Raw genomic sequence first — 21054 nt, 5'->3', positions numbered from 1 at the left:
TCGGCGGATCGCCTTTATGGCGCTGGCGGATGCGGGACTACGGATCCCGCGGGATGTTTCCGTCATCAGCTGCGACCCGGAGCGGATCATTCGAGAAAAGCTGCATGGCGCGAAATACAGAAAGGAAAAATGAACAATGAGCGGTATATTTTCGCCGGAATCCCGGTTTATGCGGTATATGAATCGACTTGCGGATCTGATGATTCTGAATCTTTTGTTTTTGCTGACATCCCTGCCGCTTTTCACCATCGGTGCTTCCCTGACGGCCATGTATACCGTTTGCTTCCGGCTGGGGACTGACCGGGAGGGCGGTACCTTCCGGGACTACTTCGCCGCCTTCCGGGAGAATTTCGGCCAGGCAACAAAGCTGTGGCTGGTTGCTGTTGCCTGGGGCCTGGGCACCGCCGTCTGTACGCTGCTGTTTTACACGATGACTGGTTGGGCGCACTACCTTTTTGTGCCTGTTGGTGTGCTGTTTGCCATGGTTGTGCTGATTTTTGGCTATGTGTTCCCGCTGCAAAGCCGATTTGAGAACAATGGAATAACCACACTGAAAAATGCCGTGCTTCTGAGTTTGGGCTATTTGCCCAGATCCATCCTTATGGGCGCGCTGAATGTATTTCCCTTTGTGCTGCTTTGCACGGACCTGATGACCTTTTTGAAGGCGTCCTTTGCCTGGGTTATTATCTGGTTTGCCGCGGCGGCCTACGTCAATACACGGATTCTGAAAAAGGTGTTCGCACCTTATTTGAAGGAAGAAGACGATGATTCTACGCAGGACGAGGCATGAAGAGGGCAGATGGTCAATGTGCTCTTTGCCGTCACCCTTGAGCAGCCAGGGGGAACGGCCCTGCAGGAGAGGACGACAGCGGCATGACCCACTGAACGGTCTTTGACGATGCCGGGGAGAGATACGCAGTTCCGTCTGGAAAACCGGCCGGATGGCCGGAACCTTCTAAAATAGACCCTGCGGATTGTTTTTTGAGAAGAGAACCCTAAAGGGCGGCAATTCTGCCGCCCCATTTTGTTCTTGAAAAGAAGGGGACGATGCCTACGTCGTCCCGAGACTCGGATTCCGGAGAGGTACGTTTGAATGTTCCGCTCTGATGCCGAATCTTCGGAGCGATGCGGGCACCGTCCCCTGAAAATCGTATTGTATAAATGCTGCTTAAACGTTAAACAGGAAGTTGACAATGTCGCCGTCTTTCATGACGTACTCCTTGCCCTCACTGCGGACCAGTCCCTTTGCCTTGGCTGCGGCCATGGTGCCGCAGGCTTTCATATCCTCAAAGGCAATGACCTCGGCCCGGATGAAGCCCCGCTCGAAGTCCGTGTGGATTTTGCCGGCAGCCTGGGGGGCCTTGGTGCCCTTCTTGATGGTCCACGCCCGGCACTCGTCGCTGCCCGCGGTCAGGAAGGAGATCAGGCCCAGCAGGGTGTAGCTGCTGCGGATCAGCCGGTCCAGGCCGGATTCCTTTACGCCCAGCTCTTCCATGAACAAGGCCTTTTCCTCTGGATCGTCCAGCTCGGCAATGTCGGCCTCCAGCTTGGCGCAGATGGGAATGATCTGGCTGCCCTCGGCGTCGGCCAGCTGCTTCACAGCCATGTAATGACGGCTGCTCTCTGGGTCGTTGACCTCGTTTTCCGCCAGGTTGGCGACATAGATGGTCTTTTTCAGGGTCAGCAGATCGGAGGTGGCAATCAGGGCCATGTCCTCCTCGCTGCACTCGAAGGTTCGGGCAAGCTTGCCCTGATTCAGATGGGCCAGCAACTCGGTGAACAGCTCGGCCTCTTTCACGAACCGCTTGTCGCCGCCCTTGGCCGCCTTCTGGCACTTGTCAATGCGCCGCTCCACCATTTCAATGTCGGCCATGACCAGCTCCAGATTGATGATGTCGATATCCCGCAGGGGATCGGTGGAACCCTCCACATGGGTCACGTTGGCGTCTTCAAAGCACCGGACCACATGGACAATGGCGTCAGTGGTGCGGATGTTGGAGAGAAACTTGTTTCCCAGACCCTCACCCTTGGAAGCGCCCTTTACAAGACCTGCAATATCTACAAACTCGATGACGGCAGGCGTCACCTTCTTGGGCTGATGCAGCTCCGCCAGCCAGGCAAGCCGCTCATCCGGTACGGAAACCACGCCCACATTGGGGTCAATGGTGCAGAACGCATAGTTGTCGGCGGGAACACCGGCATTTGTAATGGCGTTAAACAGGGTGGACTTGCCTACATTGGGCAGACCGACAATACCTAATTTCATCTTTTCAAAATCTCCTTTATTCTCTAGAGTGTTTTGGATTAAGGGGGTAGCCACCGCACCAATTCCGCACCAATTTTTCTGCGGCGCACCATTTTTAACCTGCTAAAACGGTGGCCTGTTCAAACTGTTGAACGGCAATGGTCAAGGATGCATCCGTCACATGGACGTAACGATCCATGGTGGTTTTGATACTGGAATGACCCAGCAGCTTTTGCAATACTTTCGGCATGACACCGCGCTCAATGGCCCGTGTGGCATAGGTGTGTCTCAGAGCGTGCATACTAAACCGCTTGATTTTCGCCTCATCGCACAGCTTGTACAGGTGGGTATCGTAGGAGCTGTTCTTAGCGGGTTCGCCGGTGCGGTAATTTATGAACACCAAATCCCGCATACACAGGTACTTGGTCTGGCCTGTCCGTCGATCCACGTATTCCAGGATCTGGGACAGCAGTTCTGATTCCTTACGGATGTGGCGTTCATCGTAGCACATTTTTAACACATCGTAGGCCCGAGTTGTCAGTGGAATGGTGCGGTAGCTGCTTACGGTCTTTGGGGGACCGGCAAGCCAGATACCTTCACCGTGGCGATATTCCAGAGTTTTGCTGACGGTCAATGTCCGCTTTTTCCAGTCGATGGCGTCCCAAGTGAGTCCAATCATTTCCGAAGTGCGCAGTCCGGTCTCTAACAGCAGTATATACTGCCTGTAGTTGTGAGAGCGTGTTGCTACTTCCAGAAATTTTTCCTGTTCGTCTACGGTTAAGAATTTTATGTCGTCCACAGCCCGAACAGGTTTCGTATAACGAACGCCGTTCATAGGGTGCTTTGTCAGCATGCCATTCATAACTGCGGCCCAGAACATGGTTCCCATGGTGATATACGCCTGACGAATGGTAGACCCTGCGTAGGTTGCCTCCATTCGATTCAGAACGATTTTGCAGTGCATGGGTTTGACATCGCACAGGCGCATCGTCCCAATCACCGGCTGGATGTTGATCCGATACCGTTCCCGGTAATTCCGTTTGGTATTGGGAGCCAGATCTGCGATGAGATTTGTGATCCAGAACTCAAACCAGGAATCCACAGTCATATCCGAGTTGGCTGCGGTCAGATCATGCTTCTCCTCGTACTGCACATCGGCCAGCCAATTGCGAGCCTCTGGAAGCGTATCGAAATGCTTTTCTTTGCGGGAACCATTCTTCGACGTGTATCTTGCGGCGTATTTACCGTCTTTTCTCTGGCAGATGCCTTTGCCGCATTCTCTGCCTTTTAGGTTTTTTCCCATTTAGTGAACTCCTTTCCTGTGTGCAGGAAACGTAGGTTCACCACGATGCCTTAGTATACCATAAAACCAAGATTCTTTCAATAACTTTTGGCCTTTTTGGTGCGCACCAATTTGAAAAGATCGGTGTGCGCCGGAGGGGGAAAGCCGCGGCCGTTCAAATTGCGCCCCTCCCCTCAATATACACTTCAAACGCCTTGCGTTTTACAAGCTTTCTCGCACCGACCAGCAGCACAAAAGGGCAACGAAAGATCCCACGATTTATGTGAAAACCTTTGAAATCTTCTCGAAAGCAATTGCCGACTATATTGATTACTACAACAGCAGGGAAATTCAAGTCAAAACAAAATGGATGCCTCCCGTAAAATTCCGGAAAGCATCCATGATGAGAAACTAATTATTCAGTTCAAATAACGGTGTCCAGAAAACTGGGTACATATCATTGCCCTTACCGGGCTTTTCTTGCGGCCAGCTCCCGCTTATCGCACATACCGATGAGCGCGGTAATGACAAATCCGCCCAGTGCCAGGACTGCCATCAGCAGATAGGTACTCAGATAGGATCGGCTGGCATCGTACAGGGAACCGGCAATGGTGCTTCCAAAGGAAGCGATCACCAGGTTGGTGTTGATTACCGAAAAATTCATAGAGAAATTCTTCTGTCCGTAATAGCTGCTGACAAACGCGGAATTGATGGGCGCTACGCTGCCATAGGACAGGCCGCCGGTGATAAAGCCGACAACGATCAGTGCAAAGCTCCCCGTTGTCAGCCCAAGGGTCAGGATCACACTGGTAACAATGAAGGATGTGTTTACAAGATTCATCGTTGCCGCTCTTCCAAGCCGGTCATACAGCATCCCGGACAGGACGCGGCCCACGGCGTTGAAAATGGAAATGAGGCCAACCACCGTTGCAATGGTTCCGGCGCTGACAACGGGGCCAACCTCCGAAGCGCTTCCGGTTGCCTGGCTGATCAGTGCCAGGCCGGCAGCAGACAGCAGGATCGCCCAGATATAATACAGCCAGAAGGCGGGCTTGCGGATCATCTGCCCGGTCGTTGCCTCCATGGCCACCGGATTGGCAGCACTCTTTTTCTGCACATTTCCGGTCGCCTCTGTAGGCTGCGGCTTCACAAAAAAGGGAGCGCAGAGCGCCAGCACGACAGGGATCACAATCCCCATAAACCGGAAAGAGGTTCGCCACGCACCGATTTCGTCAGGCGTGAAAGCCTGGTAAAGCTTTCCGATGGCAAAGGCACTGACGCCAAAGCCCATCAGCAGAACTCCGGAAATCAACCCCTGCTTATCCGGAAACCACTTGGTAATGGTTCCCATAACGGCATTGTACACCAGGCCGGAGCCAAAGCCGCTGATCACGCCAAAGCCAATGTACAGCATTATAACGCTGTGGATATTGGCGGTCATCTGAAAACCAATCAGGAACAGCACGGCCGCCGCAACCACGTAGAGCTTCGGGCTGAGCTTGGACGACAGGAAACCACCGGCCATACAGCCCATGCAGAACAGAATCATCGTAATGGTAAAGGTCAGCGAGAGCTGTGCTTTTGTCCACTCGGTAAATTCCGCGGCAATAGGCGCCGAGAGAACACTCCAGGCATAGATGATCCCGGCGCAGAAAAGCACCAGCACACCAACCGCCGCATATACCCAGCGATTCAGTTTGTTCATTGATCTCTCCTCTTACTTCTCTTCAAAAATATGGGCGGTCTCCTCGCCGGTCAGGACGCGCAGCGTACCCAACGCCAGGGCCTCCATTTCGTTTTCTCCCGCATAGACCGTCACAGACGCAATGAAGGAAACCCTGCGGGTAATCTCACCGCAGAAATACTTGGAATAAGCAATGCCGCCGGTAAGCACGATCCGGTCAACGGAACCGTCTACCACCACGGCCAGCTTGGCAATGCTCCGGGCCACACTCAGGGCCATGGCATCGTAGACGAGCTTTGCCTGGGCATTGCCCTCCTCCAGGGCCATTTTCTCCACCGTACGGGTGTCGGAGGTTCCAAACCAGGAGGTCAGACCGCCGCCCCGCTGGAGCAGCTTCATGGTGCCCGCGTAATCCAGATGTTTTTTCTCCAGGGCAGAGAGCATCCGGTAAATGGGCAGAGCGCCCGCCCGCTCAGGGCTGAACGCTCCCTCATCATCGGAGATCATGTCAATGATCCGGCCCTGGCTGTGCAGGCTCAGGGTAATGCCGCCGCCCAGGTGGGCCACAATGATATTGGACTTGCCATAGTCCATATTTTCTTCTTTGCACAGACGCAGCGCGGCGGCACGCATATTTAGATTATGTCCCTGTCCGAAGCGCTGGACCTCCTTCAGGCCGGTAACGCGCACCAGATCGATCATCTCGTCCACGGTGACGGGGTCGTAGATATAGGCCTTCACCCCTGCCTGACGGGCAATGTGCAGCGCGATCGCCGCTCCAAGATTGGAGGCATGGTGATTCACAGGCCGGTCCCGCAGGACCTCTACCATGGCATCGTTGACCTCGTAAGCTCCGGCGCTGACCCGCCCCAGCAGTCCGCCGCGGCTGACCACGGCGCTGAGGGAATCGACCGTCTCCCCCTTATCCGCAATGGTTTTCAGAACCAGCTGCGTACGCATTTCCAGCTGGTCATAGATCACGGCATAGGTCTTGATCTGCGCGGGATCGTGCTCAATATTTTCTCCCCACTTCTTCTCTTTTCCACAGTACCAGGCAATTTTCGTGGAGGTAGAACCGGGGTTAATGACCAGAATGTTATTCATTTTTTGCACCTCTTTTTTTGATAAGCAGAATACCCATACCGCCCGTTCCTCTCAAACCAGCGGTATGGGCACCTTTAGGAGGCTCGGCAGAGGGGGCTCAGACCCGCTGCCAGGAGCTGTCAAATTTTTTGGCTGCGGCCGATCTCCAGGCCCTTTTCAAATGCCTGGCGGTTCAGCGGCAGCAGCTTTGCCTTCTTGGCAAGCTTGTGCTCAATGGTGTTCCAAACGATCTCAGGCGCGATCACTTCGGTATAGCCGACGTAAACGCCCAGCATGATCACGTTCAGCACCTTTGCGTTTCCCATTTCCAGAGCGAGCTCGGTAACGGGAGCGCTGACAACTGTAATATCCTTGCGGTCGATCTCGCCCTTCACAATACTGCTGTTGATGAAGAGCGTACCGCCGGAACGCAGTGTTTTCAGGAATTTATTCAGGGACGCGCCGTTCATAACGATCAGATCGTCCATAACGTCGCCCAGAGGCGCGCCAATGGGTTCATCGGAGATAACGACAAAGCAGTTTGCGGTGCCGCCCCGCTGCTCAGCGCCATAGGAGGGGAAAAAGGTCACGTTCTTGTCGGTGGAATTGCAGGTTGCATCCGCCAGGAACTTTCCCAGGGTCATAACGCCCTGCCCACCGAAGCCGGCAACACACAGATTGGTTTCCATAGTACTCCTCCTTATCGGTCACGCACAATGCCCAGCGGGAATTCCGGAAGCATCTTCTCCTCCAGGAAATCCAGGGCCTTCAGTGCGTCCATTCCCCAGTTGGTGGGGCAGCTGGTGACGACTTCCACCAGAGAAAATCCCTTGCCATCCAGCTGATTCTGGAACGCCTTCTTGATATACTGCTTGGTCTTGTTGACATTCGCCGGAGTATTGCAGCTAGTTCTGGCCAGGAACGCGGGAGCCTTCAGCTGGTCCATAATTTCAACCATGTGCATGGGATAGCCATGCTCCGCAGGGTTCCGTCCCTGGGGCGCGGTGGTGGCCTTCATTCCAACCAGGGTGGTGGGGGCCATCTGTCCGCCGGTCATGCCATAAATACCGTTGTTGATAAAAATAACGGAGATATTTTCGCCCCGGTTTGCAGCGCTCATGCTCTCCGCCAGACCGATGGAAGCAAAGTCGCCGTCGCCCTGATAGGTGAACACCAGGGTATCCGGATTGCTGCGCTTGACGCCGGTTGCAACGGCGCAGGCACGTCCGTGGGGGGAGGTAATGTTGTCATAAGCAATGTAATCCATCTGCAAGCCGCAGCAGCCAATACCCAGGCAGCACAATGTCTTATCGACCAGGCCCATTTCGTCCAGGACCTCACCGATGAGCTTCATAACCGTGCCGTGCATACAGCCGGGGCAAAAGCCGGAGACCTTGTCCTCCTGGATCGTCTTTGTACGGGAATAGATCTTTTCCATCTTTACTTGCCCTCCAAAATCGAATTGACTGCCTCGATGACCTTTTCACGGCTCATAATATTACCGCCGGAGCAGAGGCAGGTCTGAATGGGGCTGCGCTCCTTTACCCCGACCTTTACATCCTCAACGAACTGGGCGGGAATGGACATTTCTACATCCAGGACCGCTTTGATGTTTGCGTAGTTCAGCCGGTCAAAGGCCTTATAGGGGAAGGGAGAAACGGTAATGGGACGAATCAGGCCCACTTTCTTCCCCTCCTTGCGCAGCATATCCACAGCGCTCTTAGCGATACGGGCGGAAATACCGTAGGCCGCGATAACGACCTGCGCATCCTCGGTCAGATACTCTTCCACCCGAACGTCCTTCTCCCAGCTCTCATACAGCGCCGCGGCCTCCTCGTTCTTCTGCTGCTGGACAATGGTAGACCACTGGCCGGGCTCTATCCAGGCGCGGTTCTTATAGTCCAGCGGGTGGCCTACGCAGGCCCATTTCCGCTTGGATTCCTTGATGGCGGCAACCTCTTCCTCGCTCTTCATCTCAGGCAGGACAACCGGCTCCATCATGGTGCCGATAACGCCGTCCGCCAAAATCAACACAGGGTTGCGGTCCCGATCCGCATAGTCAAATGCCTGATAGGTCATGTCAACGGCCTCCTGCACCGTGCTGGGCGCAAACACCAGCATCCGGAAACCGCCGTTGCCGGATGCCTTGGTGGCCTGGAAATAATCCATCTGGGCAGGCTGGATAGAGCCCACGCCGGGGCCGCCGCGGCTGACGTTGCAGTAAACCATGGGAATACGGGCAGAGGCGCAGTAGCTGATGCCCTCGCTCTTCAGAGAAATTCCGGGGCTGGAAGAAGAAGTCATCGATCGGGTACCGGCAGCGGCCGCACCGTAGACCATGCTGATGGACGCGACCTCAGACTCGCCCTGGACGAACTTTCCGCCAACCTCCGGCATCCGCCGGGCAAAATATTCGGGAATCTCGTTCTGCGGCGTAATGGGATAACCGGCGAAGAACCGGCATCCGGCACGTACGGCTGCCTCCGCAATCGCTTCGCAGCCTTTCATAAACACACGGGCCATTTTCCTTGTCCTCCTTAAATTATTTGTATACCTCAATCGCGCCGTCAGGGCACATCCTTGCGCAGATACAGCAGCCCACGCAGCTGTCCGCGTTTACGCTCTCCACGACCTCATAGCCCTTGGAATTGACCTTCGTCCCAATCGCCAGCACATTTTTGGGGCAGAACTTCACACAATAGCCGCAGCTCTTGCAGCGCTCCGCCACAATTTCAACCTTTGCCATTTGACAAACCTCCTTCATGGTTTTCCTTTTATATCGCCTCACGCAGTTCGTCCCGTTCCCAGGGGTAGGTCAGAAACAGCTTCACGGGGAGCCAGGCTTCCGGATCCGTCACCTCCGAAAGCAGCCTTTCCCAGACGCAGCGGAACGCGATCTCTTTGTACACGCCTACGGTCTGCAGAACCTTTTCGGTTCCCCGGGTCACATCCTCGGCGTTGGTGTGAATACCCAGGTTGCAATTGGCGATCAGCCGGATATTTTCCAGCCGGATGTGACTGACACCCAGCACCTGACCCAAAACCTGATCAATATGGTCAATGTCCATAGACCAGGCCCGATAGCTGTTGATAATGTAATACACAACAGTACTCGGCGCATTGAGCAGCGGTGCATAGCCACCGATGGAGCGGGCTCCGATATAATCACCGCCCACATCCATGATAACGTACGCTTCCGGATCCCGCAGCAGCCTCATAACGCCGCCCGTTACCGTTGGCGCGTCCATGAACTGTTCCTCAAAATGGACCCGAACGCCCGCTTGCTCCAGTCTCTGTGCCAGATCCCGGGAGCGAAACAGGGGTTTGGTCATATCCAGATCGAAGAAGTGCACTTTCCGTCCGTCCTGCTCAGCCAGCGCGCAGGCTAGATTCATTGCGATCTCGCTTTTTCCGCACCCCGCCTCACCAAGAAATACAAAATTCTTCTGTTCTCCGGCAAGCTGCTTCCACTCCATACCGAATCCTCCCCCGGCTATGCTTATACCGCAGCGGCTGCCGCCACCACGATGGACAGGTACTTTTCTTCCTCGCTGGAACCGCGGCTGGTCATAATGATGGGACACCTGGCGCCTTCAATAAATCCGGCCATTTTTGCATGCGCCGTGCAGACCAGCATCTTGCCCATGATATTTCCAGCGTGGATGTTAGGCGCCAACAGCACATCCACATCCCCGGCGATCCGGCTTTCGTAGCCCTTGAAATCTGCGATTTCTTTATCTACAGCGCAGTCATAGCTGATGGGGCCCTCAACGATGCAGCCGGTGATCTCGCCACGCTCGTTCATCTCCTGCAGGGCACGTCCGTCTACGGTCTCCGGCATTTTGGGGTCCAGCTTCTCCTTGCAGGCCAGCACACCGACCTTGGGGCAATCGTAGCCAATCCGATGCAGAACGCTGACGGTGTTTTCGATGATCGCCTTTTTCTGATCCAGTGTAGGATAGGGTACCATGCCGCCATCTACGGGAACCAGAAGCTTATGGTAGGTGGGAACCTCGAACAGAGTAACGTGACTCATAACGCCGCCCTTGCCCAGGCCATGCTCCTTGTTGACGACCTCCCGCAGGAAAATGCTGGTATCCACCTTTCCCTTCATCAGAAAGTCGCCTTTGCCCTCCCGGACCAGCTGCACAGCCAGCTGGCAGGTCTCTTTCAGGCCGGTGCAGTTATAAAGCTCTACATCCGCATCCACGGCATCCAGTTCCCGGAGAATCGTTTTCATTACATCGGTCTCGCCCACCAGGATCGGGTGGACGATTCCCTCCTTCATGGCGTTCAGCGCGGCGCCAATGGAGTGGGAATCATTGGCGCAGGCAACAACCATGCGCTTCCGGCCGGGAGCCGCTTTCACGTGCTCAATCAGCTCAGCAAAAGTTCTATATGTCATTTGTAAAACCTCCCATTATCCTTCCCGCTTCAGCTGATAGCACACCTTGCCGGGGTTCAGCAGCAGCTTGGGGTCAAATACCTTCTTGATCTGACGCATCAGATCCATGACAACACTTCCAAGGTCTTCTTCCAGGTAGCGCACCTTGGCAGAGCCAATTCCGTGCTCACCGGAAATCAGGCCACCCAACTCCTTGCCCTTTGCATAGGCAAGCTCCATAAGGCAGCCTACCCGCAATGCAATCTTTTTGTATAGCTAAGGGGCCAGGTTCATCGCCTGACCCCAACATTTATTATAGGGCTGAAATAAAAGCAGGGCCTTTGTATATTACAGGGTGAGCAGCTGTGTATATTCGCGCATGTCGTCCAGCTGCTCAATCTTGCCGGACAATTCCACGATCTTCTCACCTACGCTGTGTGGCAGCTTTCCAAACGTATCGAACTGATCCCAGAATTTCCCGAGCAGGAACTCCCGGCTGGGATAGTCGTGCATGGACCCGCTGTAGTCCTGAATATCCTCATAGACGGTACCGTCCTTCATTTCCACGATCACCTTCATAAGGCTCTTCTCACTTCCGGAATCAAACACCTCCATGGAGGAGCCCTCTGCCAGCTCGATCAGGTAGGGGTTCTTCTCAATGGCGGGCGTCTGCACATAGGCGACCTTGACAGCACCATGGAGCAGAGCACAGCAGGCGGCGAACTGGAAGGAGAACAGCGCGTTGGTGTGGTTGCGGCGGTTGAAGGGATTTGCATAGTAATTGAAGCGCATATTGGAGGAGCGGAATACCCGCACCTTTTTGATCTGGGCCGGGTCCAGCGTGCCGCGATCCGCCAATATCTTTTCCCGGACACCGGCACCGCACTTCGCGGCAGCGGTCGTGGGAATGCCGCCGGGGCCGCGCTTGAAGCTCTCTTCGGTATACCATACCTCGCCCAATCCCGTAAAGGCTTTTTCGTACAGTGCCGGAACCGGCGCGCCGTCCTTGATCTGCTTGGTAACAAGGCCCCAGTGCCCAAAGAAGGGATCTGCCCAGCCGTCCCAGCCGCCTTTTGCCAGCTCGCAGGCATAAATACCCATCTGAGCGCTGGCACCGTTGTGATACTTGAACTCCTGGCTGTAATCATAGTAGGAGTTGGCGGGATCCGTTGCGTTGGTAGCGGCATAGGTCAAAGCGACCTTTGTCTGCTTTGCGTCCAGGCCGTAGTACCGTGCGGCCAGTGCGGCGGCAGCGCTGGAAACCATCAGCATATCGGTGGGCCAGCGCATGGGAAGCGTGTACAGCACCCGCGCGGTAAGGTCCTCCGCCGCGACCTGATTTGCGATAAACTCCTGACCGGTGGTTTTCTGCGTGTCCGCAAGGGTAAGCCCCATGGGGAACAGGGTCTCTCCGCAGTGAGAGGCGATGCGGTCTCCCAGCACGTGGAAGAACATATTGCCAAAATCATTGGCACGTGCTGTGATGCTGTTCAGCATGACTGCGCTGGGCATGGGCAGACGGCCCTTTCTGGCAAACAACGGTGCCTCGGGGATACCGCCCCAGCGGGAGAGCATGGTTTCCAGGAACTGGTCCTCCGGGACGACGGCTCCGCCGAAAATGCATCCGGTAATGTCCAGCAGACGGTCCTTGAAAATTCGGATATTGTCCTCACTGAGCTGGTCAAACCGGGTATTTACCAGATTCTCACACAGGCGGTCCGTTCCTTCGGGAGGAGCAAAGGGGAAATCGGGCCTGTGGGGGCAGCTGGCGTCTACGCCAATGGGAGGTGCGTATTCCATAACATTCTCCTTATGTCTGCCGGAAGCGCCCCGACGGAGCGCTTCCAGCTTCTGACCGTTATTTTCTGGGTTCAATGTTCGCATTTGCCGCAGCCGTTGCAGGTGCCTTTGGTAATACACTCCGGCTGGCGGATGAGCTTCAAAAAGAAATCGGGATCCAGATGGGGTGTTTTCGTCTCTTCTACCGGCTGAGACGGGGGCACGGGGGCCTTTTCGGGCGTTACCATTGACGGAACTTGCTCAGCGCGTCAGCGCCGTTCTTTGCGGCCTCTTCAGCAGCCTTCTTGGCCATATCGGTATACAGGCCCTTCTGGTGCTCCGCGACGAAGGTTTCGTAGGTGGGGTCCTTCGCCCGGAACTTGGCGTTTCTGGGCAGGGGCACATCCTGGTCCACCAGAATGTCCTGGACCTTGCGGATGTCTACGCCGTGGACGGTCGTACCGTCGGCCACGGCAACGGCGGCGGCGACACCGGCAGCCTGACCGGTACCGACGCACTGGGGAATCAGGTTCAGCCAGTCAATGGCAACATTGTCAGCCGACAGATGCCGGCCGGGGCACAGAAGATTTTCCACTTCCTTGGGCAGGATCGCCCGGTAAGGGATCTCAACGGGGCCGCAGTCGTTGAGCTGGCAGATGGTGGAGTGCCAGGCAATTACATCGTCGTGCTCGATGCCGAAGGCAAAGTCATTGGCAGTCATGACATACTCACCCCGCAGGCGGCGGCTGCAGCGCGTGCCCAGCTGGGGGGCAATGTCATAAATAAAGGCGTTGCCAAAGGCGGTCGGCACGGTTTCGCGCAGATATTCCAGGACATCACGCATGGTATCGCGGGTGTCCATCTCGGTTTCCGTCTGGTCCTTGATGACGGTGCAGTCGCGGCCGGGATGCCAGTTGTTGATCCAGCAAATATCGTTCTGATTGGATGCCAGCGGCAGGCTCCGGAAGCCGGCGATTTTGCCCAGTGTCGTGCGCATGGTATTGGCAAGGTCCGGATGGGCGTTCTTCCACTCGTAGAAAGCGTTCCAGTCGCAGCCGCCGATACGCCAGACCAGGGCCGTCGTGCTGCTGCGGCACGCGGCGTCTGCCAGCGTTTCATGGCCGGCACCGGCGCGGGCAAACAGGTCGCCGTCGCCGGTGGCATCGATGACGACTTTGGCGAGCACCGCCTTGCGGCCTTCCTTGCTCTCGAAGATAACGCCCTTCATAGCGCCGTTTTCCACGATGGGGCGGGTGCCCATGGAATGGCAGAGCACGCGAATGGCATCCTTGTGCTCCAGAAGCATTTTGTCCATTTCGATTTTCAGCTGGTTCGGCTCAAAGTAGACCGCACGCACCAGCTGCGAAGGCTTGCAGCCGCCGAAGCCGCCGCGGCTGACGGTATCGTGGATGGCACCCCAGCTATAAAGCTTCAGAGGGTCCGTTTCGCCGATCTCCTCCAGAGAGGGGGCACGGACAGCGCCGGGGATTTTGGAAAGGCGGGTGAACCACTCCTCCTGCAGGCCGCGGACAAAGGACTTATTGTACCAGCTCAGGTTGGGGACCATGATGACATAGCCGCCGGTGACATCGCCGCCCATATAGCCATAGCGTTCCATGAGGATGATGTTCTTGGCGCCTGCGCGGGCTGCGGCAATGGCTGCGGAGTGGCCCGCGGCACCGCCGCCCACTACCAGAATGTCACACTCGGCATATACAGGAATTTCACTGTTCTGTTCCAGATAAGTTTTCATCAGATTACTCCTTTTCAGACGTATTATTTTTGTAAATCCCGGGATTTCTGATGAAACCCCGGGATTGGTTTTTAATTTTGAACCGTTATCCCGGCTATGGAATCAGGCAAAGAGATAGCCGAACAGAATGCAGATCACGCTGGCAACCACAACAAAGATTATGTTTGTCACCACACCCTTGCTCCAGATGAACTTGCCGGTAATCTCCTTGCGGCCCAGCAGCAGGGGGGCGTAAGCGATGGCACCGTTGGTCAGGAATGCGCACATGCCGCCCAGAATACTGGCCACACCCAGAATGGAAGCACAGACACTGCCCTGCAGCTCCAGAGTTGCAGCCATGGGGATGCAGATGGAGTTGATGGTAAAGCTGACCGGCATACCGTTGGTGAAGTTCGTAAATACGGTGGAGATGGCGACGCACAGGATAACCAGAATGGGCCAGCTGGAGTTGCCCATGATGGGATTCAGCACGCCGGCGATGGCAGCCTTGATGCCCCAGTCGTCGGAGGCAATGGCGCTGCCGCAGATGGTGAAGCAGCCTGCAACGGCGACGATGCCCCACATGGTCTTGCTTTGCAGCAGCTTCACACCGTTGATGAAGGGCTTGCCATCGGCATCGCGGCACATGCTGAGAACGCCGAACAGCACAATCCAGATCCAGGTATTGCCGATACGGCTGTAGTAGTCATACAGAGGAGAGCCCTTCTTGATGAACATGCTTGCCAGCAGGAAGACGATGGCGAACAGCAGGACACCCAGCAGGATCTTCTGCCGATTGTTCATTTTCAGATCCTCTTCCTTAACGCCCATCTTCTCAAAGCTGAAGTTCTTCAGAGGAGACAGGTCGGTTTTCCAGACGAAGCGGATGAAGGCCACATAACCCAGGATGAAGAGCAGGACCACCAGGGTTGCGGTGATCAGGTAGGCGGCGTTGTTGAAGGCCAGACCGCTGGCTTCCAGAATGCCGCTGATGATGGCGATGGAGGACAGGTGCACGCCCTTGAAAGGCAGCACGTAGGCGCCCATGGCAGCGATGTAAGTGCCCAGCAGGAGCTCACGCTTCAGGTCGGAATCGTCTTCAATCTTGCAGACCTCAGCGATGGAGTCAATCATGGGGAAGAACAGCAGGATAATGGTGGTGGGAGAGCTGACCAGAGCCGCGCAGACCATAACCAGCAGGAAGAAGACGATCAGGAAGCGGACGCCGTTGCCCTGCATGACCTTCAGCTTCATCATCTTCCGGGCCAGAACATTAACCGCACCGGATTCGGTGACAGCGCCGGTCAGAGCCATGACCCAAATGATCTGCTGGATGGTGACGTTGCCAAACCAGGTCGCCAGCAGGGCGTTGCCGGTGGTAAACTTACCCCAGACCAGAGCAAACAGGCCAAGGACGGCGGGCCAGAAGGTCTCGTTGGTGGCCACAGTTGCGATCAGCACGCCGAAGAAGACGCCCAATACCGTCATGCCCTCGGGTGTGATCCCGGCAAAAGGCGGTACGATAACCCTGAACAGGAACATAAAGCACAGGGAGACCGCACACCAGATGTAATAGCTGGTGTTTTTAGATTTTTGCATGATGCCATTCCTCTTTTCTTTTTTTAAAATTTTTTTCACCGAAAGAAACCGCGTCCGGTGAACTTTCGAGGACATTGTATCATGCGTATCCGCAAAGCAAAAGAATCAAACATTGCACGTGGTGTCACAAAATGTAAAACAAGGAAAAAGAAATCAATATGTTTTTGTGCAATATCACAAAGCGCGGATATCTTGCTCCATGCGGGAGATGAAATGCGCAGTGGCACTGCCGGGGAGAATACTGCGGTTCCAGATCATGTAATTGGTGCAGTTTCTGAAAAAACGCATGGGTACGGCAACCAACTCCGGGCTTGGCTCGAACATATCGTCCGGAATCAGGGCGCAGGTCTGGCCGTCCAGAACCATTTGCCGAAGCAGCGGGACGGAGGTCGTTCTGACCGTTACCCGGGGCTGCTTGCTGTAAGCCTCAAAGCAGGATTCCAGTGAACGCTCCATGGGCATGGGTGCGTTCAGGTAGCCCAGCGGACAGTCCAGAATATCGTGGATCTCCAGATTGGGCTTCTTTGCCAATGGGGAGTCCTTCCGGACCCAGAGGACGATTCGGTTGCGGTAGAGCGGCAAAACCTGAAAAAAATCCATATCCGGCTGATCCCGGATGATACCGCTGGGAATAAAGGTGACATCCACTTGCCCCAGCGAGAGCAGCTCCAGACATCTGGAGGCGCATTCCTCGGTAAGGACCAGCTTTACGCCGGGGCTGTCCAGTGCGTACTGCCGCAGGTAATTTTGGTAAACCTGAAGGTTGTTGGTCGGGGTAATGCCGACCCGGACCTGGTGAAAAAGTCTCCAATCCTCCAGCTCCCGGATCCGGCGCACGACCCCCTGATAGCTGCTGCTTACATTTTTTGCCATCTCCAGAACGATCTGCCCCGCATTTGTGGGTGTTACGCCGTTTTTTGAGCGGGTCAGCAGCTCTGCCTGAAATTCCTTTTCCAAGTCAGAGATTGCTCTGGAAACTGCGGAACGGGAGACAAACAGTGCATCTGCAGCCTGCGCAATATTGCCGAATTCGCAGGTTTTTATAAAATACTCCATCTGGATCTGTGTCATGGGGATCCCCCTTTCGTTAACGTCTAAATCAACATAGCATATTTGTCAGAAAACTGCAAATTAAAAATTCCGGCGCAAAGTGTGGGGAGGGAGTCAGCCTGCATATTCTCCGGGAGCCAACAGGAACAGGGACATCAGCAAATATAACCGCTGCGTATCATCATCCAGATTCAGATAGAACAGCTCCTGAATCTTTTGCAGGCGGTAAGTCAGTGTTGTGCGGTGAATGATCAGGGAGGCAGCGGTTTTGGGGATGTTCCGCTCGTTGATTAGGTAAGCGCGCAGGGTGCTGAAATACTGGGTATCGTGGGCCTTGTCGTAGTGCAGGATATTCAGCAAAGTATTATGCGCCAGCGATTCCGTGGGGAGTTCCTGCGTGGACTGCTTGCAGATGTAATACAGGGCGCATTCGGGAAAAGATACAATCCACTGGCTGCCCTTTTCTTCCACGATGTACTGCAGGGCAATATCCGCCTGCCGGAAGCCGGTATGAATGGCGTGGATGCTGTCTGCCGGGTTGGAAATGCCCACATACATACAGCTGTCCCGAACCAGCGGCGCCAGAATATGACGTACCGTATGCCGGTCAACGCTGGGGTGGGTCTGGTTGATGAGCACGCAGAGCGTCTTCTGATAGCTGAAGCTGAAACAGCCCGGAATCCGGGAGGTCAGCGCGTTGTTCAGCGCCTTATCCGAGCGGACGGACAGCGTATCGTCCTGGCTGCGTATTTTGAGACACAGATATGTGTCCAGAGGGGTCCAATTCAGAATGCTCAGGGTCGTCTGCAAATCCCGGTTATCCACCGGTGTACCTTTCATCAGGTCGATAAAGGTATCCTCCAGGCCCCAGTAGCGGAGACTGTCGTTCGATTCATTCCGTTCGATCAGCTTGACTGCATACCTTGCCAGATAGACTGCCGCCTGATATTGCCCCGGCTGCAGTGAGGAGCCGATTTCGTTAATCAGGAGCCTTCCGCAGTACGAGCTACCGCTGAACAGGTTTACATAAAGACTGCGCATGGTATAGGGGTACTGCTCATTGTCCCAGATGCCCGCCCCAGAATGGGTCAGGGTCTGCTGGTAATCTTCGTCGTATTTGAATTCGTTGATCAGCCACAAAGGGATATAGAGTTTGCCGCTTTTCTCGTTGTACTCAAATTTCAGCATTCCCTCCACCCGGGAGGACAGGGCAATGACGGAAAACAGATTGTCGTGAATATAAATGGGGTTTTCAAAAAAGTCACTGCCCGCCCGGCACAAATCTACCAGAGAGCCGCCGCCGGTGACGATCTGGTTCAGCTGGTTTTCAAAATCGTGGTATTTCTGGAAGATGGAGACGATGAGGTTCATCACCTGGTATACAGGCCGGTGGAGGCCGTCAATGTGGGGGGCGGCCCCATCCAGGTCGCCGCAGGCGATGTAGCTGTAGGCATCCGCCGGAAAGGCACTGCCCAGCTCCTCCGGCACCAGATAAACCGCGTCCTCCCCCAGCTGTTCCTGGCCCCAGTAGACCTGGCAGCAGCGAAAACGGGGGGGATCCTCCCCGGCTTCCATGCGGTAGTCCCACAACAGCTCCTCCAAATGGTCCGCAATCATCTGCAAATTCAGCATCATGCTTTCTTCCATGACAAATCCCTCCCAGGTGCTCTGCATTTGCTATTATTGTATCCTAGAAAATAAGGAAACGCAATGGCCGTTCTCAACAAATTTAGGAACTTTCTTTTCGCCATCATGTTTCAATTGACAAGTCCGGATAAAAAATATAGGATGAACACATACAGAATGTACAAAACATTCTACGTTCGTTCCAAGCGCTCGCAAAATTCATTCCTCTGGAATGCGCAAGGGCCCTGCGGATTTCCGGGAGACACCAAGACACTGTTTGGAGGTAATTTCTGATGAAAGAAACAGCACAGCAGAATCAAAAACCCAAAGGCCTGAGCAAATCCCTGAAATACCTGTTCGGTGTGGGAGATGCAGGCTTTAACCTGATGAGCAACATTGAAACCTTCTACTTTATGACCTTCCTGACGGATCTGGCCGGCTTTGGCACGGCCATTGCCGCCCTCATCAACTCCATTTTCTCCATTGTGGATGCCTGCCTGTCCTGGATTTACGGCGGCATTCTCAACGGCACCAAGGCGAAAAAATGGGGCCGCTACCGTTCCTGGCTGATTCTGGTACCCTGGGTGGTACCGTTCCTGTACGCGTTCCAGTTTGTCCGCATCAGCGATAACGAAATCCTCTCGGCGGTGCTGATCATTGCCGCCGCCATTGCCTCCCATGTGGTGTGGAACATCGCCTATGTGGCCAACGCCACCCTGGTATCCGTGGTGGGAAAGACAGCTGAGGATCGGGCCACCCTTTCCTCCTCCCGGGGCACCTGGAATAATATTGGCTCTCTGCTCTTTACCTATCTGGGTCTGCCCTTTGCCACCCTGCTTGCAAACTTCGTGGGGGAAAAGAACAAGTTCGCCGCTACGGCGTTCTGCCTGGGGCTTCTCATGGTGCTGGGCTACTACGCCCACTTTAAGATGACCGAAGGGTACGAGGAAATCGAAACCCAGTCCGCATCCAGAAGCGGCTCCAAGGTTTCCATTCCCGACATGTTCAAGTCTCTGTTCCAGAATCCCCAGCTGATGATCCTCATGGTGGCAGACCTGGCCAAGTGGTGTGTGAAGTTCGTTACCGCCGCCGCTGCCATCTACTACTTCCGGGATGCCATGGGCAACCCCGGCCTCATGGTTCCCTATGCCCTGGCCATTGCCCTGGGTGCCATTGCCGGTTCCTTTGCCACCCGGTATATTGCCGCCGCCCTGTCCAACCGGACCACCACCATCGTGTCGTTCCTGGGCATGGCCATTGCCCTGGGGCTGATTTACGTGTTCTATAGCAGTGCCGTGGCGGTTATTGCCCTGATGACCGTGGCCCAGTTCTTCTATGGCGTTGCCTACTCCACCTCTCCTGCCCTCTACGCCGACACCGTGGTGTACACCACCTGGAAGACCGGCAAGAATGCCGCAGGCTGGATCATGGGTCTGCAAAATCTGCCTCTGAAAGTGGGCGTGTTCCTCCGGGGCACCATTGTTGCCGCCTGCCTTGCCGCCGTGGGCTGGCACTCCGGCATTGTTCTGGAGGGTGCTGCCCGCCGGGGCATGACCGTGGCCCTGGGCCTGATCCCCGCCATTCTCTGCGCCGTGGGTGCGGTGCTGCTGATTTTTGGCTACAAGCTGACCCGGGAGAAGATCGCCCAGTGTCAGGCAGAAATCGACCAGAAATAATAATGGAAGATTTCACATTTAATGTAGATGCCTATCTGGCCCGTATCGGGGCGGAACGGCCTCAGGCGTTGACCCCTCAGAGTCTTCAAAAGCTGGTTCGTGCCCATTTGGAGCAGGTGCCCTTTGAGAACCTGGAACTGACGGAAAATCAGACCCAGCCCTCTTTGGAGCCGGAGTCCCTCTTTCAGAAGGTGGTGCTGCACCGCCGGGGCGGCTACTGCTTTGAGCTCAACAAGCTGTTTTATCTGCTGCTGCAATCCCTGAGCTATGACTGCCACTGTGTGGGGGTCCGCTGCATCATGGGAAGAACGGAGCCACGGCCCATTTCTCACCGGGGCATTGTGGTCCGGTTTGGAGAAGAGCGGTGGTACTGTGACGTGGGCTTTGGCGGCAGAGGGCCCAAAGGGATTCTGGATTTGGGAAATCCGGCGGTTCAGGAATGCTGTTATGAACGCTTTCAGGTCCTTTCCGAGGACGGGCAGTATGTCATCGTCTATTTAGATGGGGAAACCCCGGTGCGGATGCTGAAATTCCGGGATGAACCCTACCTGGATGTGGACTTTGAGGTGCTGAACGGCTACTATTGGGCCTATCCCGACTCTCCGTTCCGGCGCAAGCGGGCGGTGTACCGCTGCACGGAAGATGGCTGGCTGGGTCTCCGGGGAGACACCTATCTGAGCTTCCGCCAGGGGGTATACCGGGAACAGGACGTTTCCCGGGAAAAGGCCAATGTACTGCTGGAAACCCAGTTTGAACTTCATCTGTAATAAAGAAAACTCTGAACAAATCGTCTGCGGCTGGACAGCGAATCTTTTGCTTCCATGCTGCGGTTCTAAAAGTGGGAAATATAGCGCAGCCGTTGCCAGCGCAAGCTGGCTTACGGATGCGGCATACCCCTTGCGGGTACACAAAGT

Annotated in this window: 22 protein-coding genes; 4 read left to right on the top strand and 18 right to left on the bottom strand. The window is 55.2% G+C overall.

The window, feature by feature from the left end; genetic code table 11:
• Positions 1-136 precede the first annotated feature (136 nt).
• Positions 137-790, top strand: a complete 654-nt coding sequence (locus KQI10_RS04540; RefSeq protein WP_216566225.1) for a YesL family protein — start codon at positions 137-139, stop codon at positions 788-790.
• A gap of 378 nt (positions 791-1168) precedes the next feature.
• Here the strand turns inward: KQI10_RS04540 and ychF are convergent, their stop codons facing one another.
• The 3 genes from ychF to KQI10_RS11920 form a co-directional block, all read right to left on the bottom strand.
• Complete coding sequence (gene ychF, locus KQI10_RS04535) at positions 1169-2266, bottom strand: redox-regulated ATPase YchF (protein ID WP_216566224.1); 1098 nt, start codon at positions 2264-2266, stop codon at positions 1169-1171.
• A 94-nt stretch (positions 2267-2360) separates the two neighbouring features.
• Positions 2361-3548, bottom strand: coding sequence for a tyrosine-type recombinase/integrase (locus KQI10_RS04530; RefSeq protein WP_216566223.1), 1188 nt, complete (start codon positions 3546-3548; stop codon positions 2361-2363).
• A gap of 154 nt (positions 3549-3702) precedes the next feature.
• Complete coding sequence (locus KQI10_RS11920) at positions 3703-3780, bottom strand: excisionase (RefSeq protein WP_371818355.1); 78 nt, start codon at positions 3778-3780, stop codon at positions 3703-3705.
• Between the two features lie 30 nt (positions 3781-3810).
• Here KQI10_RS11920 and KQI10_RS11915 point away from each other — a divergent pair, with 30 nt between their 5' ends.
• Entirely contained in the window at positions 3811-3942 is a 132-nt protein-coding gene (locus KQI10_RS11915; RefSeq protein ID WP_371818352.1) for an IS3 family transposase, read from the top strand.
• Positions 3943-3993: 51 nt separating this feature from the next.
• Here the strand turns inward: KQI10_RS11915 and KQI10_RS04520 are convergent, their stop codons facing one another.
• The 15 genes from KQI10_RS04520 to KQI10_RS04450 all read right to left on the bottom strand — a co-directional run bounded on the left by KQI10_RS04520 (position 3994) and on the right by KQI10_RS04450 (position 18485).
• Entirely contained in the window at positions 3994-5232 is a 1239-nt protein-coding gene (locus KQI10_RS04520) for an MFS transporter (protein WP_216566221.1), read from the bottom strand.
• A 12-nt stretch (positions 5233-5244) separates the two neighbouring features.
• On the bottom strand, positions 5245-6315 hold the full coding sequence (gene buk, locus KQI10_RS04515; protein WP_216566220.1) for a butyrate kinase: 1071 nt from the start codon (positions 6313-6315) through the stop codon (positions 5245-5247).
• A 119-nt stretch (positions 6316-6434) separates the two neighbouring features.
• Positions 6435-6983, bottom strand: a complete 549-nt coding sequence (locus KQI10_RS04510; RefSeq protein ID WP_216566219.1) for a 2-oxoacid:acceptor oxidoreductase family protein — start codon at positions 6981-6983, stop codon at positions 6435-6437.
• Positions 6984-6994: 11 nt separating this feature from the next.
• Positions 6995-7732 carry a thiamine pyrophosphate-dependent enzyme gene (locus KQI10_RS04505; RefSeq protein ID WP_216566218.1) on the bottom strand — a complete coding sequence of 246 codons (738 nt, stop codon included), beginning with the start codon at positions 7730-7732 and terminating at the stop codon, positions 6995-6997.
• Positions 7733-7734: 2 nt separating this feature from the next.
• Positions 7735-8817, bottom strand: coding sequence for a 3-methyl-2-oxobutanoate dehydrogenase subunit VorB (gene vorB / locus KQI10_RS04500; protein WP_216566217.1), 1083 nt, complete (start codon positions 8815-8817; stop codon positions 7735-7737).
• A gap of 19 nt (positions 8818-8836) precedes the next feature.
• Positions 8837-9040, bottom strand: coding sequence for a ferredoxin family protein (locus KQI10_RS04495; RefSeq protein ID WP_216566216.1), 204 nt, complete (start codon positions 9038-9040; stop codon positions 8837-8839).
• 28 nt (positions 9041-9068) lie between these two features.
• A complete protein-coding gene (locus KQI10_RS04490) occupies positions 9069-9770 on the bottom strand; it encodes a hypothetical protein (protein WP_216566215.1) in 702 nt (233 codons plus the stop codon).
• A 23-nt stretch (positions 9771-9793) separates the two neighbouring features.
• Positions 9794-10699 (bottom strand): phosphate acyltransferase, encoded by a 906-nt coding sequence (locus KQI10_RS04485; protein ID WP_216566214.1) that lies wholly within the window; start codon positions 10697-10699, stop codon positions 9794-9796.
• A 15-nt stretch (positions 10700-10714) separates the two neighbouring features.
• Positions 10715-10918: an FAD-linked oxidase C-terminal domain-containing protein gene (locus KQI10_RS04480; RefSeq protein ID WP_216566213.1), complete on the bottom strand. Its 204-nt coding sequence runs from the start codon at positions 10916-10918 to the stop codon at positions 10715-10717.
• 108 nt (positions 10919-11026) lie between these two features.
• On the bottom strand, positions 11027-12478 hold the full coding sequence (locus tag KQI10_RS04475; RefSeq protein ID WP_216566212.1) for an MmgE/PrpD family protein: 1452 nt from the start codon (positions 12476-12478) through the stop codon (positions 11027-11029).
• 71 nt (positions 12479-12549) lie between these two features.
• A complete protein-coding gene (locus KQI10_RS04470) occupies positions 12550-12705 on the bottom strand; it encodes a hypothetical protein (RefSeq protein ID WP_216566211.1) in 156 nt (51 codons plus the stop codon).
• Positions 12699-14210, bottom strand: a complete 1512-nt coding sequence (locus tag KQI10_RS04465) for an FAD-dependent oxidoreductase (protein WP_216566210.1) — start codon at positions 14208-14210, stop codon at positions 12699-12701. Before KQI10_RS04465 ends, KQI10_RS04470 begins: the two co-directional genes overlap by 7 nt.
• A 102-nt stretch (positions 14211-14312) precedes the next feature.
• Positions 14313-15788 carry a hypothetical protein gene (locus KQI10_RS04460; RefSeq protein WP_216566209.1) on the bottom strand — a complete coding sequence of 492 codons (1476 nt, stop codon included), beginning with the start codon at positions 15786-15788 and terminating at the stop codon, positions 14313-14315.
• 174 nt (positions 15789-15962) lie between these two features.
• The gene (locus KQI10_RS04455; protein WP_216566208.1) at positions 15963-16859 is read right to left on the bottom strand and encodes a LysR family transcriptional regulator; all 897 of its coding nucleotides are present in this window, start codon (positions 16857-16859) and stop codon (positions 15963-15965) included.
• Positions 16860-16952: 93 nt separating this feature from the next.
• Positions 16953-18485 carry a helix-turn-helix domain-containing protein gene (locus KQI10_RS04450; RefSeq protein ID WP_216566207.1) on the bottom strand — a complete coding sequence of 511 codons (1533 nt, stop codon included), beginning with the start codon at positions 18483-18485 and terminating at the stop codon, positions 16953-16955.
• Between the two features lie 272 nt (positions 18486-18757).
• Between KQI10_RS04450 and KQI10_RS04445 the strand changes: the two genes are divergently transcribed.
• Together KQI10_RS04445 and KQI10_RS04440 are read left to right on the top strand one after the other, a co-directional pair.
• Positions 18758-20140: an MFS transporter gene (locus tag KQI10_RS04445; protein ID WP_216566206.1), complete on the top strand. Its 1383-nt coding sequence runs from the start codon at positions 18758-18760 to the stop codon at positions 20138-20140.
• Positions 20141-20142: 2 nt separating this feature from the next.
• Entirely contained in the window at positions 20143-20907 is a 765-nt protein-coding gene (locus tag KQI10_RS04440; RefSeq protein ID WP_216566205.1) for an arylamine N-acetyltransferase, read from the top strand.
• Positions 20908-21054 lie beyond the last annotated feature (147 nt).

It is taken from the genome of Pseudoflavonifractor sp. MSJ-30 (assembly GCF_018918045.1).
Classification (GTDB): domain Bacteria; phylum Bacillota; class Clostridia; order Oscillospirales; family Oscillospiraceae; genus Faecousia.
This window is presented reverse-complemented; position numbering and strand designations above follow the sequence as displayed.